Origin of the sequence: Mangrovicella endophytica (assembly GCF_002893625.1) — a bacterium.
GTDB lineage: Bacteria > Pseudomonadota > Alphaproteobacteria > Rhizobiales > Rhizobiaceae > Mangrovicella > Mangrovicella endophytica.
In genome coordinates, this window is the sequence record NZ_PKMZ01000001.1 from 509,211 (window position 1) to 524,440 (window position 15,230).

Here is a 15,230-nt window from a genome sequence, read left to right on the forward strand (position 1 = left end):
GCCTCAGCGCGCCGTCGAGCCGAGTCGCTCGCCGGAATAGCGCGACTGCCGGATCGGTCCCCACCAGCTCTCGTTCTCGATGAACCAGCGGACGGTCTTTTCGAGGCCGGTTTCGAAGGTCTCCTCGGCTCGCCAGCCGAGCTCCTGCTCGATGCGCGTGGCGTCGATAGCGTAGCGCATGTCATGACCCGGGCGATCGGTCACGAAGCGGATCAGCTCCCGGCGCGAGCCGCCGCCGGCTTGCGGCGCCAGACGATCGAGCGTGTCGCAGATCGCTTCCACGACGCTCAGATTGCTGCGCTCGTTGCGGCCGCCGATATTGTAGGACCGGCCGGGCTGCCCGCTGGTTGCGACGAGCGCCAGCGCCCGCGCGTGATCGTCGACATAGAGCCAGTCGCGCACGTTTTCGCCGCGGCCGTAGACGGGCAGGGGCTTGCCCTCCAGCCCGTTCAGGATCGTCAGCGGGATCAGCTTTTCCGGAAAGTGGTACGGCCCGTAATTGTTGGAGCAGTTCGAGAGCACGACCGGCAGATGATAGGTGTGGTGCCAGGCCATCGCGAGATGATCGGACGCCGCCTTCGACGCCGAATAGGGTGAGGAGGGCGCATAGGGCGTCTCCTCGGTAAAGAGCCCGCCATCCAGCGGCAGCTGGCCATAAACCTCGTCGGTCGAGATGTGATGGAAGCGGAACCGGCTCTGCCGGTCTGCCGGCAGCGACATCCAATATTCCCGCGCGGCCTCGAGGAGCTGGAACGTGCCGACGATGTTGGTCTGGATGAAGGCGGCCGGCCCGTCGATCGAGCGGTCGACATGGCTCTCGGCCGCCAGATGCATGACGATGTCGATCGCCTCGCTCCGCAGCAGCTCCGCTACCGTCGCACGGTCCGCGATATCGGCCTGGACGAAGCGGTAGCGCGGACTGTCCGCGACCGGATCGAGGGAGGAGAGGCTGGCGGCGTAGGTCAGCTTGTCGAGATTGACGACGCGGTGCTCGGTGTTGCGAACGAGATGCCGACACACCGCCGATCCGATGAAGCCGGCGCCGCCGGTGACAAGGATGTTCACGCGCGTTTCTCTTGATCGAAGGTGAAGACCAGGGTCGTCTCTGCCAGCGGCTTGGCCGCGGCGTCCTTGGCCGACAGGGTGGGTTCACGTCCCGCGAGCCGCCAGTCGATGCCGATGGCCGGATCGCTCCACAGGATGGAGCGGTCATGCGCTGCCGAATAGGGCGCCGATACCTTGTAGAAGACCTCCGTATCCGGCTCCAGTGTGACGAAGCCGTGGGCAAAGCCGGCGGGAACGAGGATCTGGTTGAAGGCTGCGGCCGAGACCTCCAGTGACACCCAGCGACCGAAGGTCGGTGAACCCTCGCGGATGTCCACGGCGACGTCGAGGATGCTGCCCTTGAGCACGCGCACCAGCTTGGCCTGCGCGAAGGGCGGTTCCTGATAGTGCAGCCCGCGCAGCGTGCCGACAGCGGCCGAAAACGACTGGTTGTCCTGAACCCAGTCCGCCGCGATGCCCGCCTCGTCGAAGCGCTGGCGGCTGAAGGTCTCGGAGAAGAAGCCGCGGTCGTCGCCGAATTTCATCGGCACGATCTCGACGACCTCGGGCAAGGCGAGCGGATTGATCTGCAACATGAGCCTTCCTGGCGAGGGTCCGGTCTGTCGCAATCGCTTGTGCGTGATCTTGTTCAGGCACGCAATGGGCCGGCTGAAGTCGATGCTGGCGCAAGGACGCGGTTGGCGCGCGCGGTACTGGAATATCGGTGGCGAAGGCGTTACCAACCGGCTGACGGAAGCGGTCGTTGTCCAAGGAGCTGCACGTGAAGGGCATCATTCTGGCAGGCGGAAGCGGCACGCGGCTGCATCCCATGACGCTGACGACCTCGAAGCAGCTTCTGCCCGTCTACGACAAGCCGATGATCTATTATCCACTGTCGACTTTGATGCTGGCGGGCATCCGCGACATCCTTGTCATCTCGACGCCGCATGATCTGCCGCGCTTCCGTGCGCTGCTTGGCTCCGGCGACCGCTGGGGCATGCGCTTCACCTATGAGGAACAGCCCAGCCCGGACGGTCTGGCGCAGGCCTACATGATCGGCGAGGAGTTCGTCGGCGGTGAGCCTTCGGCGCTGGTGCTGGGCGACAACCTCTTTTACGGCCACGGCCTGCCGGATCTGCTCGGTCGCGCCGCCACCCGAAGTGAAGGCGCCAGCGTCTTCGCCTATCATGTCGCCGATCCCGAACGCTACGGCGTCGTCTGCTTCGACGACGAGCGTCGCGCTATCTCCATCGAGGAGAAGCCACAGAACCCGGCCTCGAACTGGGCCGTGACCGGCCTCTATTTCTATGATGGCCGAGCGTCGGAGATCGCCCGCGGGCTGAAGCCATCGGCGCGCGGCGAATACGAGATTACCGACCTCAACAAGGTCTATCTGGAAGAAGGCAAGCTGTCGGTCGAGACGATGGGCCGAGGGTTCGCTTGGCTCGACACGGGCACGCCGGATTCGCTGCTGGAGGCGGCGGAGTTCGTGCGCACGTTGGAGCATCGGCAGGGCTTCAAGATCGCCTGTCCGGAGGAGGTGGCGTTCCACCAGGGCTTCATCGACGCCGATGCGCTGCGGGCGCTTGGCCGCGAACTCGGCAAGAGCGCTTATGGACGTTATCTCACCCGCCTGGCCGATGACGGCCTCTAATCGCGTCCCGGCATCGACGGCCTAGAGCCGGCGGCCGTAAAAGGGACGCAAGCTGCTGCGATCTGCGGGGCGAATCGAGAGCGGTTTCCATCCCTTGAACGTCCAACATCTGCCGCAGCGGAACGACGCGGACCTGCCCATCGCCGTCTTCGTCCATGTTCATTATCCCGACGTCTGGGCGCAGATGGCGGAGTTGCTCTCTGCGCGGCTCGACACGCCATTTCGGCTCGTATTGACCTCGCCGCATGAGCCGCAGAGCCTGACGGCGCCTCGCACGCCGCATCTCCGTGACCTGACGATGCTGCCGACGGACAATCACGGACGCGACATGCGCCCGTTCCTGCAGGCCTTCCGTGTCACGCAGGGCTACGAGATCGGGCTCAAGCTCCACACCAAGCGCTCGCCGCATCGGTCCGACGGCAGTGCCTGGCGGGACGCGATGCTGGAGACGCTGCTGCCGCCTGAGGGCGCCGACATCATTGTCGCCGCCATGGGCCGCCGGCCGCCCGTTGGCCTCGTCGCACCGACGGGGCTGCTGCTGCCGTTGTCTGGCTGGATGGGACGCAACGGGAGAGGCGTGGCGTGTGCCGCCACGGCACTGGGTGTGCCGCTCCGCGACGCAGCTATCAAGGACGCCGTCTTTCCCGCCGGCTCGATGTTCTGGTTCCGCCGCGAGGCCATTGCGCCATTCGCGGCGCCGCAACTGGCCGATATGTTCGAGCCGGAGCGGCGCCAGTATGACGGCACCTTCGCCCACGCGCTGGAGCGTCTCTTTGCGATCGTCGCCGAGCAGCGTGGCTACGCCGCCGTAACCGCCGGGGCGCTTCTCGCCGCGGGCGATGCCGCCGACGTCGAAGATGTGGTCAGGCGCTCCCGGAGTGAGAGGGCCGATGCGTTGCTGCGGTCCCGCTCGCCGCTGGTGCGACTGGTCGAGGAGAGGATGCCATCGCTTCTGCGCGCCTACTGGCATCTGCCGGACGGCGTGAAGCTGATGATCCGGCGCCGGCTGCTCGGCGGCTGACCGTCGCTGGAGCCTTGGCGGTGGCACGGCGCGCCCGAGCCGTGGCAATCGCGAGCCGGCGGCTTGTCTCAGTAGGCGTTCTCCGTCGCCATCAGCTTCAGCGGCGTCATGACGAGGATGTAGAGGTCGAGGAGCAGCGACCAGTTCTCGATGTAGTAGAGGTCGTGCTCGAAGCGCTTCTTCAGCTTTTCCGGCTGGTCGATCTCGCCGCGCCAGCCCTTGATCTGCGCCCATCCGGTGATGCCGGGCTTCACTTTGTGACGCCCGAAATAGCCGTCGACGATCTCCACGAAGGTCTCGTTCATACTAGACTTGGCATGCACTGCATGCGGTCGCGGGCCGACCAGCGAGAGCTCGCCGCGCAGGACGTTGATGAGCTGCGGCAACTCGTCGATCGACGTCTTGCGGATGAAGCGGCCGACGCGCGTCACGCGCTTGTCGCCCTTCGTGACGATCGTGCGGGCCAGAGGGTCCGACATCGCATGATCGAGCGAGCGGAACTTGAAGACGTCGATGATCTGGTTGTTGAAGCCGTGCCGCTTCTGCCGGAAGAACACCGGTCCCTTGCTGTCGAGCTTGATGGCGATGGCGGTCGCCAGGAACACCGGCGACAGCAGCACGAGCGCGACCGAGGCGATGACGAGGTCGAAGATGCGCTTGGCGATCCAGTCCCAGTCGGCCAACGGCCGGTCGAAGACGTCGAGCAGCGGGATGTCGCCGACATAGGAGTAGGAGCGCGGCCGGAATTTCAGCGCCGCCGAGTGCGCCGACAGGCGGATGTCGAGGGGCAGCACCCACAAGTCTTTCAGAAGAGAGAGGACGCGCTGCTCGGCTGAGAGCGGCAGCGTCACGATCAGCATCTCGATGCGGGCGAGGCGGGCGAACTCGACGAGCTCGCGGATGGTGCCGAGCTTCGGATAGCCGGCGACGATTGGCGGTGAGCGGCGGTCGTCGCGGTCGTCGAAGATGCCGCAGATGCGGATATCGCTGTCCGGCTGCATTTCGAGGCCGCGGATCAGCGTCTCCGCCGCCTTGCCGCCGCCGACGATCACCGCGCGGCGTTCCATGATGCCGTTGCGCGCCCAGCGCCGGATTTTCAATCCCAGCACCAGCCGCGCGATCGACAACACGGCGAGGCCGCTGACGAACCAGCCGCCGAGCCAGACGCGCGAGAAATCATCCTGCGATTTCAGGAAGAAGAGGGTGAGGGCGGTCAGGGCCAACGCGGCGCCCCAGCCGAGCGCGAGCCGCCAAAGCTGCACGAAGCCTGCGCGCAGCACAGGGATCTGATAGCCCTCGGCGATCTCGATCGATACGACGCCGGCTGCCGCGCTGATGACGGATACGATGATGTAGCGCGTGCTCTGCGGGCCCCAGCCGACATAGCGGCTGAAGATCAGGATGCCGATCAGGGCGAGAAGCGTGAACTCCACGATCCGCCAGATGCCGCTCAGCATCCGCGGGGTGATGAAGCTGTCGGTGAACTGCCGCGCGACCCGTGCCGCATGCGGATTGAGCTCGACCGGAGCGGTAGCATCCCCCTCCTTGCGGAAGTTGCGCACCGCTTCCGGAGAGAAGGGAAGGCCGCCGCCGATCTCTGCCATGCCGCCTCGCGCTCCGGCCGCCACGTTCGCAACGGCTCATCGCCCCTTGCTGGTGCCTGATCGAGCCGCAAGCGGCTTACGCATCCTGCGCAGGCTCGCCCGGAAAAACCTTACGGAAGATCTCCTAAGTTTCCCTTGAACCTGCGGAGGAAATCGTCCGCAGCAGCGGCGCGCGGAACAGCCGGCAGGATGCTCTGGGGCAGGGCGCTCTAGAAGAGCCTCTCGCGAACATAGACCGTGTCGCCCGGGAGGATCGGATCGGATGCAAGCACCCGGCCAGTCAGCACCTTGCCGCCGACCTGACGCGTAACGTCCACGGACTTCTGCTCGGCGCGCGGCGAGAAGCCGCCGGCGACCGCGATGGCGTTCTGCACGGTCATGCCGGGTACATAGGTGTACTGCCCGCCGGTGGTGACTTCGCCCATGATGAAGAAGGGGCGGTACTGATCGATCTCCACCGCGAGATCGGGATCGCGCAGATAGCCGTTGCGCAGCTTGTCGCCGATCTCCGCCTGAAGCTGCTCCGTCGTGCGGCCACGCGCCGGGACCGAGCCGACTAGCGGCATGGCGATGTAACCGGCCTTGTTCACCGCATACGTATTGGTTAGCCCATCCTGCTCGAAGACGGTCACCCTGACACGGTCTCCGGCGTCGAGATGATAGGGCTCGTTCAATGCCTTGTTGAAGGCGGGCGCGACCGGCTTGTAGCTCGCGCAGCCGGGGAGCAGCGCCGCCGAAGCCAGCATGATCGCCAGAACTCTCCCGCCCATCTTCGCCCGCTCCGTCCTCGGCGCAGCACCGGTCGTGGCGGTCCGCGCAGGCCGTTTGTAGCTTTGTTAAGGTTAATCCTTGGTAAAGCTTGAAGAAGAGCGCCCGCCGTCATGATCTCTGCCAGAAGTGCTGGGAGGAGATGAATGGGAATGGCGCCTGCCGCCGACGGGGAGGATCCGCGGTGACTGTGATGGGGATGGGAAGGCAGAAGCCCGCTGGAAGGCTGACCCACGCGCTGCGTGACGAGCACTTTGCCGTCGGCTTCGCGGCCTTTACGGCAGCCGCAGCGGCGGGACTGGCCGGTGCCATCGTCGACCCCGAGGCAGGGCTGCTGTCGGCCGGCCGGATGGCGAGTATCGGCGGCCTGTGCGGCCTGGTGATCGCGGTGCTGTGCCGGTTATTCGCGGCGCTCATCATCCGACTCGTGTCACCGGGCGCCAAACGCGACTCGACCGCTGCCGCGCCCGTGTCCGGCCGCCTGTCACAGGCTACCGGTGTCGAAGCTGCTCGTCCGTCGACAGCGGGTGCTCCGGATCTGGAGGCGCTGACGCCGGCGGCTCTGGTGCGTGCCCTGCCGGCCAGCGCCGTGCGGCGGCTGATCGTCCTGACCGATGGTTCGTCGGCTGGCGGCGAGGGCGCCGTGACGCTGGCGCGCGGTCTCGCGGCGATACAGAGCTCGACGATCCTCATCGACCTGACGGAGAGTGCGGGCGCTTCCCGTTCGATGGGCGTCGGATCCACCACGCCGACGCTGATCGATCTCGTGGAACGCCGGTCGAACGCCACTGCCGTTATCCGCCGCGATCGTTGTGGCGATGGTGATGTCGTGCGTGGCCCGTCCGGCGGTGCGTCTGAGGGCACGCAGAGCCCCGGCATGGCGGCCGTGCTCGACCTCTTCGGCGACGCCTATGCCTGCACCCTGATCACCATCGATGCCGCCTCCGTCAGGCGCGGCCGCGCCGGCCGCGATCTCGTGGCGAGCGATCCTGAAACGGCGATTCTCGTCGAATATGGGCCGGGCGGCGAGCGCGCCGCCGTCGCGACGGCCGCACGGCTGCGCCGCCTCGGGATGGGCGAAACGCTGTTCCTCAGACGCGACTAGGCGTTGGTCTCTCGGGCAGGCGTCTGCTGAGACGCGTCCCTCAGACCTCGTGCGACTTTCTGTTGTAGACGTCGTCGCTGCGTACGATGTCGTCCTCGCCGAGATAGCTGCCGATCTGCACCTCGATCAGCTCCAGCGGCACCTTGCCGGGATTTTCGAGACGGTGCCACTCGGTCGCGGAGATGTAGAGGCTCTCGTTCTCGCGCACGAGGCGGGTGTCCGAGCCGACAGTGACCTTTGCCGTTCCCTGCACGACGATCCAGTGTTCGGAGCGATGATGATGCATCTGCATCGAGAGCTGTCGGCCGGGCGAGACGTGCAGGAGCTTCACCTGGAAGCGGCTCGCCAGCGACAGCGTTTCGAAGAAGCCCCAGGGCCGGTAGTTGCGCAGGTGCTGCTCGCTCTCGCTGCGCTTCTCGCGGCGTAGCCGCTCGACCAGCGGACCGACGTCCTGCGCGGCAGTCTTGTCGGCGACCAGCAGCGCGTCCGGCGTTTCGACGATGACGAGGTTGTCGACGCCGATCGTGGCGACGAGGGCTTTTTCGCTGTGGATGTAGCTATTGGTGGTGCGCTCGGTGACGGCACGCCCATGGACGACATTGGCTCCGCCGTCCTTGGCCGAGCTGTCCCAGAGCGAGGTCCAAGATCCCATGTCGTTCCAGTCGACGGGGAGGGGGATCACTACAGCCTTGTCGGTGCGCTCCATCACGGCATGGTCGACGGAGATCGACGGCGCCTTCTTCAGGCTTTCGCCATCCAGCCGGTCGAATTCGAGGTCGTGCTGGCTGCTGGCGAGCGCAGCCTTGGCCGCAGCCAGGACCGCCGGCTCGAAGCGCTCCAGCTCGCGCAGGAACGTGTCGGCCCGGAACACGAAGATGCCGCTGTTCCAGAGGAAGTCGCCGGCGTCGAGATAGCTCTGCGCGGTGGCAGCGTCCGGCTTCTCCTTGAAGCTGTCGACGGCGAAGGCCTCGCTTCCGCCGACCGACTGCCCGAGCTTGATGTAGCCGTATCCCGTGTGCGGCGAGGTCGGGCGGATGCCGAACAGGACGATCTTCCCGTCGCGGGCAAACACCGCAGCGGTCTTCACGGTGGCGGCGAAGGCGGTGGGGTCGCTGATCGTGTGATCGGACGGCATGACGCAGAGGATGGCATCGGGATCGCCGGCAAGGTCGAGCGCCGCGCAGGCGATCGCCGGCGCCGTGTTGCGGGCGACCGTCTCCAGCAGGATCTTGCGCGCCGGCGTCTCAGTCTGCTCGCATTCGGCCCGGACCAGGAAGCGGTGATCGTCGTTGCAGATGATCGTCGGCGGCGCAAAGCCCTCCGCTGCGGGCAGGCGCGTCAGTGTGGCGCCGAGCAGCGTGTCCTTCTCCTCACCGAAGAAGCGGATGAACTGCTTGGGGTACTTGCCGCGCGACAGCGGCCAGAGGCGGGTCCCGCGGCCGCCGGAAAGGATCACCGGATAGATGGTCATCTGCGCCTCCGCGTCGATGGCAGCGGCGTCTCGATGGCGCGCTGCCGACCTGATGATGGCCCGTTCTCAGGCTGCGGACGCTAGGGCAGCAAAGCTTTACAAATGAGGTGGGAGATCAACCACAGGCTGTGTTATGGTAAATGAAAGGTTGAAATTTCTTGCCGGGGGCGGCGTCGGCGGAGCGGGGAGGTCATGGGCATCCTTGTCACGGGCGGCGCCGGCTACGTCGGCAGCCACACGGTGCTGGCTCTCTGCGGCGCGGGCGAGCCGGTGGTGGTTCTCGACGATCTCTCCACTGGCTGTGCTTCGGCCGTCCCTGCGCATGTGCCCCTCTGCGTCGAGGACGTCGGCAATCCGCGGGCTGTCGCGACGATCCTGCGTCAGTACCGAATCGACACGGTCCTGCACTTCGCCGGGTCGGCCGTGGTCGCGGACTCGGTGGCGGATCCGATCCGCTACTACCACAACAACACGGTCGCCTCGCTGAAGCTGATCGAGACGGCGATCGGCTGCGGCGTCCGCTTCTTCCTCTTCTCCTCAAGCGCCGCCGTCTACGCCGGCGGCTCGGCCTCACCGCTGCCGGAGACGGCCCCAACGGGGCCAGACACGCCCTACGGTGCCTCCAAGCTGATGACCGAGACGATGCTGCGCGACGCCTGCCGCCGCGCGCCGATGCGCTATGCGATCCTGCGCTACTTCAACGTCGCGGGCGCAGATCCGGCGGGCCGCTGCGGCCAGTCCTCCAGAGCCGCGACGCATCTCGTCAAAGTCGCCTGCGAAGTGGCTGTGGGGCGGCGGAACGGCGTCTCCATCTTCGGTACCGACTATCCGACGCCCGACGGCACCTGCATCCGCGACTACATCCATGTCAGCGATCTCGCCGAGGCGCACTGGCTCGCGCTGCGGCGGCTGCGTGCCGGCGACGACAGCCTGACGATCAATTGCGGCTATGGGCGGGGTGTCTCGGTGCGTCAGGTGCTGCGCACCGTGGAGCGTGTCAGCGGCCGGCAAATAGCGGTCCGCGAGGCGCCGCGCCGAGCCGGCGATATGGCCATCAGCATTGCCGATCCGACGCTCGCGCGGACGCTGCTCGGCTGGCATCCCCGGCACGAGGACCTCGATCGCATCGTTGCCGATGCACTGGCCTGGGAGCGAAAGTCGCTGGAGCGTGTGTTGGGTGTTCAGTCCGCAGCCGTCGCCGGGATCAACGCCGAGACGAGCGGGGCGGCGTCAGCATCCACTTGATCACGAACATGGCCGGCACCACCCAGAGCATGCCGGTGAAGAAGAAATAGGCGAGGTGCACCCACCCGCTCGACTGGCCGAGATACAGCGTGGCAAAGGCCGTGGCGAAGATCGCATAGATGCTCACCAGCAGGATCAGGATCACCGTCCCGATCAGCTTCTTCACCCTGACATTCATCGTGCCGCCTCATAGTGCTGGCAAGCTGCCCGCCGATCCAAGTGGCCTCTATGACGCCTGCGGGCGGCAAATGCCAGCACCGCTGCGGCACCAAACCGCTTGAACTGGCGGCGGTTCGGGGCCAGAGCTTGCCACCATGCTTCAGATGACGCGCCGAAGGTCTCAGCCATGACGACCGCTTCCTATCCGCTCGACGAGCGCAGCCCCGTCGTCCTGACGCCGGACACCTCCGCGCGCCGCGCGATCCGCATCTGGCTCTACGCCGTTGCCCTCCTGATCGTCGCGCTCGTCCTCGTGGGCGGGGCGACGCGCCTCACCGATTCCGGGCTGTCCATCACCGAGTGGAAGCCGGTTCACGGCATTATCCCGCCGCTCTCCGCTGCCGAGTGGCAGGAGGAGTTCGACCTCTACAAGCGCATTCCGGAATACCAAGAAATCAACCAGGGCATGAGCCTCGATGCCTTCAAGTCGATCTACTGGTGGGAGTGGACGCATCGCTTCCTGGCGCGCGCCGTCGGCTTCGTCTTTGCCCTGCCGCTCGCCTTCTTCTGGCTCACACGGCGGATCGAGCCGGCGCTGAAGCCGCGCCTCGTCGGGATACTCGCACTCGGCGGCCTGCAGGGTGCGATCGGCTGGTGGATGGTGGCCTCCGGTCTCAGCGTGCGGACCGACGTCAGCCAGTACCGGCTCGCTATTCACCTGACCACCGCCTGCCTGATCTTCGCTTCGACGATCTGGGTCGCGCGCGGCCTGGCGCCGCAGCGCCTGGAGGCGCCGCCGTCGCGTGGCTCGTCGGCGGTAGGCGTCTTCATCGTGCTTCTCGCCTTCGCGCAGATCTATCTCGGCGGACTGGTGGCAGGCCTCGATGCAGGCTTCACCTTCAACACCTGGCCGCTGATGGACGGACAGCTCATCCCAGACGGTCTCTTCGTCATGAGCCCGGCCTGGCGCAATCTCTTCGAGAACGTCATGACGGTGCAGTTCGTCCACCGCTGCGGCGCCTATCTACTGCTGGCCGTGACGCTGATCCATGCCATCGCCGCAGCCGCGCAGGCACCTGGCACCGGTCATGCGCGCCGCGCACAGATCCTGTTTCTCCTGGTGCTGGCCCAGGCCGCGATCGGCATCGCCACGCTCCTGATGGCGGTGCCGATCGAGCTCGGGCTCCTCCATCAGGCCGGTGCGGTGATCGTCCTCGGCTTTGCCGTCGCCCATGCGCGCGGCCTCGCTGGGCCTTATCCCATTCCTGCCGGCGAGCGCCGCTGAACGAGAGCAGGCCGCGGAAGCCCTCGCTGCGCTTACGAATTTGACTCAGCAGCGGGCACTGAGGTGGCCGCTGCATTTGCGAGTGTGGATGCTCAGGGGAACAGCGGCAGCTGCTCGATGCCGGTCGTTTCCTCGATGTCATAGGCGACGTTGAAGTTCTGGATCGCCTGGCCCGCCGAGCCCTTCACCAGATTGTCGAGCGTCGAGATGACGATGGCTCGGCCCGGAATGCGGTCCGGCACGACGTTGACGACGACGTAGTTCGAGCCGCGCACCATCTGCGTCTGCGGCAGCACACCTTGGTCGGCAATGGTGACGAAGGGCTCATCCTTGTAAGTTTCCACCAGCGCGTGCCGCAGGTCCTGTGCCGTGTGGCCCGGGGCCAGCCGCACATAGCTGGTGCACAGCTCGCCGCGGCTCATCGGGATGAGATGCGGCGTGAAGTTCACCCGAAGGCCCGACTGGCCGACCGAGAGGCCGATCTCCTGCTCGATCTCCGCCATGTGGCGATGGCTGCCGACGGAGTAAGGCGACAGGCCTTCGCCCGCCTCGCAGAAAAGGGTGTTCTCCTTCAGGCCACGCCCGGCGCCCGAAACGCCGGACTTGGCGTCGATGACGATATCGTTCGGGTCGATCAGCGCGTGCGTCGTCAGCGGCAGCAGCGACAGGAGCACGGCCGTGGGGTAGCAGCCGGGGCAGGCAATCAGCCGCGACGCCGCGATCTGGTGCCGATAGCGCTCGGTAAGGCCATAGACGGCCTCCGGCTGGATCTCCGTGGCGGCATGATCCAGGCCGTACCACTCCTTGTAAGCGGCAGGATCGCGCAGACGGAAGTCGGCCGACATGTCGATGATCTTGATCGCCGGATAGCTCTCGAAGATCTCCTTGGTGATCGCCTGCGTGGTGCCGTGCGGCAGGCCGCAGAACACCGCGTCGACCGATCCCCAGTTGGCATCCTCGACCTTCACGAGGTCGGGCAGCTCGACATGCGAGAAGTGCCGGAAGACGGCCTTCATCGGCTTGCCGGCATGGCTGTTTGCCGTCAGCACCGCGATCTCGATGTTGGGGTGGCGAAGCGCAAGACGCACGAGATCCGCGCCCGTATAACCGCTGGCGCCGAGAACGCCGATCCTGATCCTGTCCGCCATCCCTGAAGCTCCTGCGATGTCAGTTATTTGCACCGCACCTCGGAATCAGATCCGCAGCGAGGTGATCCAGTTTGTGAAGTCGGCGCGCCGCCGGGCAGCTGCCGTGGCCCTCCCTTACAACGCGTCGTGTCGCACCGCCATGACACCGCGTCATTTCGCGGGATGGCGGTGTCGGTGCCGCTCGATCGACCTTCTCACCCCCTGGCTGACTCAAGATGGCAGCGCATTGAATCAGTTTCTGAGGATGATGAATCAGGCCGCGAGGAGCCGGCCGCAAGTGTCAGAAACGACTCCGGTCTTTCTGCTGCTCGGCTAGGATGCCGATGACATACATCGCCACCGTCGCGCCGGCGACGGCTGTCATATCGGCATGATCGTAAGGCGGCGAGACCTCAACGAGGTCGGCGCCAATGATGGACAGCGCCTTGAGCTGATGGAGGACGGCAAGCATCTTGGCGCTCGACGGCCCTCCCGCGACGGGCGTTCCGGTGCCCGGCGCGAATGCCACGTCGAGGCAATCGATGTCGAAGGTGAGGTAGACCGGCTTGCCCGCTGTGCGCTGGATGATCCGCTCGGCGATGCCACGGCTCGTCAGGTCCTCGACCTCGTTGCAATGGATGATCTCGAGCCCAAGATCGCGCGGCGCATGCGTCCGGATACCGATCTGGATCGACGATGCGGCATCGATCAGGCCAGCCTCGATCGCTGCGGTGACGAAGGACCCGTGATCGACGCGGGGCGTCTCGCCGGGCGCGCTGGCAAGGTCCCATGTGTCCTGATGCGCATCGAAGTGGACGAGCGACAGTGTACCGTGGCGGGCGGTATGGGCCTGCAGGAGCGGCCAGGTGATCGAGTGGTCGCCGCCGAGCGTCAGCAGAAAGCCGGTCTGCGTCAGCAGTGCCTCAGCCTCTGCCAGCATGGCGGCGTGGGCCTCTTCCGGCCGGCGGTAGTCGAGCAGGCAGTCGCCGTAATCGACGACCGACAGCGTCTCGAAAAGATCGGCGTGGAAGGGATATTGCGGGTCGTTGTCGAAGATCATCGACGCCCGCCGCAACGCCGCGGGGCCGAAACGGGCGCCCGGCCGGTTCGAGACGGACGCGTCGAACGGGATGCCCCAGACCGTGACGTCCGACCCGCTTGGCTGCTTGCTGAAGCGTCGGCGCATGAAGGAGGGCGTGCCGGCGTAGGTCGGATCGGTCGCCGACCCGAGGAAGGACGAGGCCGTGAAGGCGTGGTCGATCGATTTCGGCGGCATTGGCACTCCGGTCGGCTGCTGCGGCGGGTTTGATCCTTGCGCTGCCGCCTAGGTAGCGCGGCACCGCGGCCGTTGCACCCCCGAGCGTGAGCCCGACGGCTTTCGCTGAGACCTCAGGCCATCGACGCTGCCACGGCAACGCCGGTCCTTTGAATGATGTCCTTCCCGTTCAGCTTCTGGCTACCGGATGCTGCTAGGCTTTTCCCTTGCGCCACTTTGTCGGGCGGCTGGGCAGATGCGGGGAGCAGCCATGGACACGACGATGCGCGCCGACCCGGGCCATGCCGGCGCCGAGCCGCCGACGCCGTTCGGCGGCGGGCGCTTCGAGGTGCTGGACGGCTGGCGCGGCGTCTGCGCGGCCATGGTCGTCCTGTTCCACATCCCGGCACTGGGCGGGCTGCCGGAGCTGCCGCTGATCCGCGGCGGCTATCTCTTCGTCGACTTCTTCTTTGTGCTCTCCGGCTTCGTCATCACGCACGCCTATTACGCGCGACTAAGGGGTGCGGCCGATGCACGGCGTTTCGTCGTCTCGAGGCTGAAACGGACCTATCCGCTGCATCTGGCGATGCTGCTCGCCTTTTTAGCCTTCGAACTGCTCGTCCTGAAGACCAAGGGCAGCGCCGAGGCGTTCCAGGGCGGCAATTCTGTCTATGCCTTGGTGATGAACCTCCTGCAGCTCCACGCCTTCGGCACGGTCGACCAGCTCGGCTGGAACTATCCGAGTTGGAGCATCTCGGCGGAGTTCGGCGCCTACGTGCTGTTTGCCGCCGGCATGCTCCTCCTCGGCCGCCGTGTCCCATGGCTCTTCGCCGGGGTTGTTCTCTTCGCTACGCCCTTCCTGCTCTGGCGTGTCGGCGAGCTGGATACGACCGTCGACTTCGGATGGCTGCGCTGTCTTCTCGGCTTTTCCTGCGGCGCGCTGCTGCGCATCTTCGCCTGGCCACCGCGCGAGGCTAGTGCCCCTCGCTGCCGCGTCAGCTGGACGGCGGCCGAAGTCGCAATGCTCGCGGCCGTCGGCACCTTCGTCGTTGCGGCCGGTCACACGCCGCTTTCGATCGCCGCGCCCTTCGTCTTCACCTTCGCGGTCTACGTCTTCGCCCACGAGGCCGGCTCGGTCAGCGCCATCCTGCGCTGGCGGCTCTTCGCCTTTCTCGGCCTGATCTCCTATTCCATCTATCTCACCCACGCCTTCGTCATCTCGCGGGTGATCAATGTCGCGACGGTCGTGGAAGGCCGGCTCGGCCTGGCGTTGATGATGGAGCGGGCCGACGGCTCGAAGGCTTTCGGCCCGTCGCCGCTGGTGGAGAATGGCGCCGCCGTGGTGATCCTCGTCGCGACCATCATCGTCAGCGCAGTGACATGGCGCTTGGTCGAGCGGCCGTTCCAGAAGCTGTCGCTGTCGAAGCTGGGTCGGCGAAACCGGCCCGACGCATCACAGCCGTCAGCCACTCCCTCCGCCGCCTGAGTGGCG

Annotated in this window: 14 protein-coding genes; 6 read left to right on the plus strand and 8 right to left on the minus strand. The window is 66.2% G+C overall.

Features of this window, described 5'->3' with window-relative positions:
- Positions 1–3 precede the first annotated feature (3 nt).
- A complete protein-coding gene (gene rfbB / locus C0R46_RS02395; protein WP_102957975.1) occupies positions 4–1,065 on the minus strand; it encodes a dTDP-glucose 4,6-dehydratase in 1,062 nt (353 codons plus the stop codon).
- On the minus strand, positions 1,062–1,640 hold the full coding sequence (gene rfbC / locus C0R46_RS02400; RefSeq protein WP_102957976.1) for a dTDP-4-dehydrorhamnose 3,5-epimerase: 579 nt from the start codon (positions 1,638–1,640) through the stop codon (positions 1,062–1,064). Before rfbC ends, rfbB begins: the two co-directional genes overlap by 4 nt.
- Positions 1,641–1,825: 185 nt before the next feature.
- Between rfbC and rfbA the strand changes: the two genes are divergently transcribed.
- Entirely contained in the window at positions 1,826–2,698 is an 873-nt protein-coding gene (rfbA, locus tag C0R46_RS02405) for a glucose-1-phosphate thymidylyltransferase RfbA (RefSeq protein ID WP_102958569.1), read from the plus strand.
- A gap of 94 nt (positions 2,699–2,792) precedes the next feature.
- Positions 2,793–3,719, plus strand: a complete 927-nt coding sequence (locus tag C0R46_RS02410) for a rhamnan synthesis F family protein (RefSeq protein WP_157944526.1) — start codon at positions 2,793–2,795, stop codon at positions 3,717–3,719.
- Between the two features lie 68 nt (positions 3,720–3,787).
- Here the strand turns inward: C0R46_RS02410 and C0R46_RS02415 are convergent, their stop codons facing one another.
- Complete coding sequence (locus C0R46_RS02415) at positions 3,788–5,323, minus strand: undecaprenyl-phosphate glucose phosphotransferase (protein ID WP_102957978.1); 1,536 nt, start codon at positions 5,321–5,323, stop codon at positions 3,788–3,790.
- A gap of 209 nt (positions 5,324–5,532) precedes the next feature.
- On the minus strand, positions 5,533–6,093 hold the full coding sequence (locus C0R46_RS02420; RefSeq protein ID WP_102957979.1) for a polysaccharide biosynthesis/export family protein: 561 nt from the start codon (positions 6,091–6,093) through the stop codon (positions 5,533–5,535).
- Between the two features lie 197 nt (positions 6,094–6,290).
- On the opposite strand from C0R46_RS02420, the gene C0R46_RS02425 reads away from it, so the two are divergent.
- Positions 6,291–7,196 (plus strand): hypothetical protein, encoded by a 906-nt coding sequence (locus C0R46_RS02425; protein WP_102957980.1) that lies wholly within the window; start codon positions 6,291–6,293, stop codon positions 7,194–7,196.
- A gap of 40 nt (positions 7,197–7,236) precedes the next feature.
- Here C0R46_RS02425 and C0R46_RS02430 read toward each other — a convergent pair whose 3' ends face one another.
- Complete coding sequence (locus tag C0R46_RS02430) at positions 7,237–8,667, minus strand: mannose-1-phosphate guanylyltransferase/mannose-6-phosphate isomerase (RefSeq protein WP_102957981.1); 1,431 nt, start codon at positions 8,665–8,667, stop codon at positions 7,237–7,239.
- A 192-nt stretch (positions 8,668–8,859) separates the two neighbouring features.
- On the opposite strand from C0R46_RS02430, the gene galE reads away from it, so the two are divergent.
- Positions 8,860–9,912, plus strand: a complete 1,053-nt coding sequence (gene galE, locus C0R46_RS02435) for a UDP-glucose 4-epimerase GalE (RefSeq protein WP_102957982.1) — start codon at positions 8,860–8,862, stop codon at positions 9,910–9,912.
- Here galE and C0R46_RS02440 read toward each other — a convergent pair.
- The gene (locus C0R46_RS02440) at positions 9,872–10,090 is read right to left on the minus strand and encodes a DUF2842 domain-containing protein (protein WP_102957983.1); all 219 of its coding nucleotides are present in this window, start codon (positions 10,088–10,090) and stop codon (positions 9,872–9,874) included. The two genes, galE and C0R46_RS02440, sit on opposite strands and share 41 nt — an antisense overlap.
- Positions 10,091–10,258: 168 nt before the next feature.
- Here C0R46_RS02440 and C0R46_RS02445 point away from each other — a divergent pair, with 168 nt between their 5' ends.
- Positions 10,259–11,356 (plus strand): COX15/CtaA family protein, encoded by a 1,098-nt coding sequence (locus C0R46_RS02445; RefSeq protein ID WP_102957984.1) that lies wholly within the window; start codon positions 10,259–10,261, stop codon positions 11,354–11,356.
- Between the two features lie 92 nt (positions 11,357–11,448).
- Here C0R46_RS02445 and argC read toward each other — a convergent pair whose 3' ends face one another.
- Positions 11,449–12,504, minus strand: a complete 1,056-nt coding sequence (gene argC / locus C0R46_RS02450; RefSeq protein WP_102957985.1) for an N-acetyl-gamma-glutamyl-phosphate reductase — start codon at positions 12,502–12,504, stop codon at positions 11,449–11,451.
- Between the two features lie 280 nt (positions 12,505–12,784).
- Entirely contained in the window at positions 12,785–13,759 is a 975-nt protein-coding gene (gene speB / locus C0R46_RS02455; RefSeq protein WP_102957986.1) for an agmatinase, read from the minus strand.
- A gap of 250 nt (positions 13,760–14,009) precedes the next feature.
- Here speB and C0R46_RS02460 point away from each other — a divergent pair, with 250 nt between their 5' ends.
- Positions 14,010–15,224, plus strand: coding sequence for an acyltransferase family protein (locus C0R46_RS02460; protein ID WP_157944528.1), 1,215 nt, complete (start codon positions 14,010–14,012; stop codon positions 15,222–15,224).
- Positions 15,225–15,230: the final 6 nt, after the last annotated feature.

Excerpts from the sequence above, each read along its gene's own strand:
- C0R46_RS02440 (WP_102957983.1), bottom strand. The coding sequence starts at position 10,090 with ATGAATGTCAGGGTGAAGAAGCTGATCGGGACGGTGATCCTGATCCTG.
- speB (WP_102957986.1), bottom strand. The coding sequence starts at position 13,759 with ATGCCGCCGAAATCGATCGACCACGCCTTCACGGCCTCGTCCTTCCTC.
- argC (WP_102957985.1), bottom strand. The coding sequence starts at position 12,504 with ATGGCGGACAGGATCAGGATCGGCGTTCTCGGCGCCAGCGGTTATACG.
- C0R46_RS02460 (WP_157944528.1), top strand. The coding sequence starts at position 14,010 with ATGGACACGACGATGCGCGCCGACCCGGGCCATGCCGGCGCCGAGCCG.
- C0R46_RS02420 (WP_102957979.1), bottom strand. The coding sequence starts at position 6,093 with ATGGGCGGGAGAGTTCTGGCGATCATGCTGGCTTCGGCGGCGCTGCTC.
- C0R46_RS02425 (WP_102957980.1), top strand. The coding sequence starts at position 6,291 with ATGGGAAGGCAGAAGCCCGCTGGAAGGCTGACCCACGCGCTGCGTGAC.
- C0R46_RS02445 (WP_102957984.1), top strand. The coding sequence starts at position 10,259 with ATGACGACCGCTTCCTATCCGCTCGACGAGCGCAGCCCCGTCGTCCTG.
- C0R46_RS02415 (WP_102957978.1), bottom strand. The coding sequence starts at position 5,323 with ATGGCAGAGATCGGCGGCGGCCTTCCCTTCTCTCCGGAAGCGGTGCGC.
- galE (WP_102957982.1), top strand. The coding sequence starts at position 8,860 with ATGGGCATCCTTGTCACGGGCGGCGCCGGCTACGTCGGCAGCCACACG.
- C0R46_RS02430 (WP_102957981.1), bottom strand. The coding sequence starts at position 8,667 with ATGACCATCTATCCGGTGATCCTTTCCGGCGGCCGCGGGACCCGCCTC.
- rfbC (WP_102957976.1), bottom strand. The coding sequence starts at position 1,640 with ATGTTGCAGATCAATCCGCTCGCCTTGCCCGAGGTCGTCGAGATCGTG.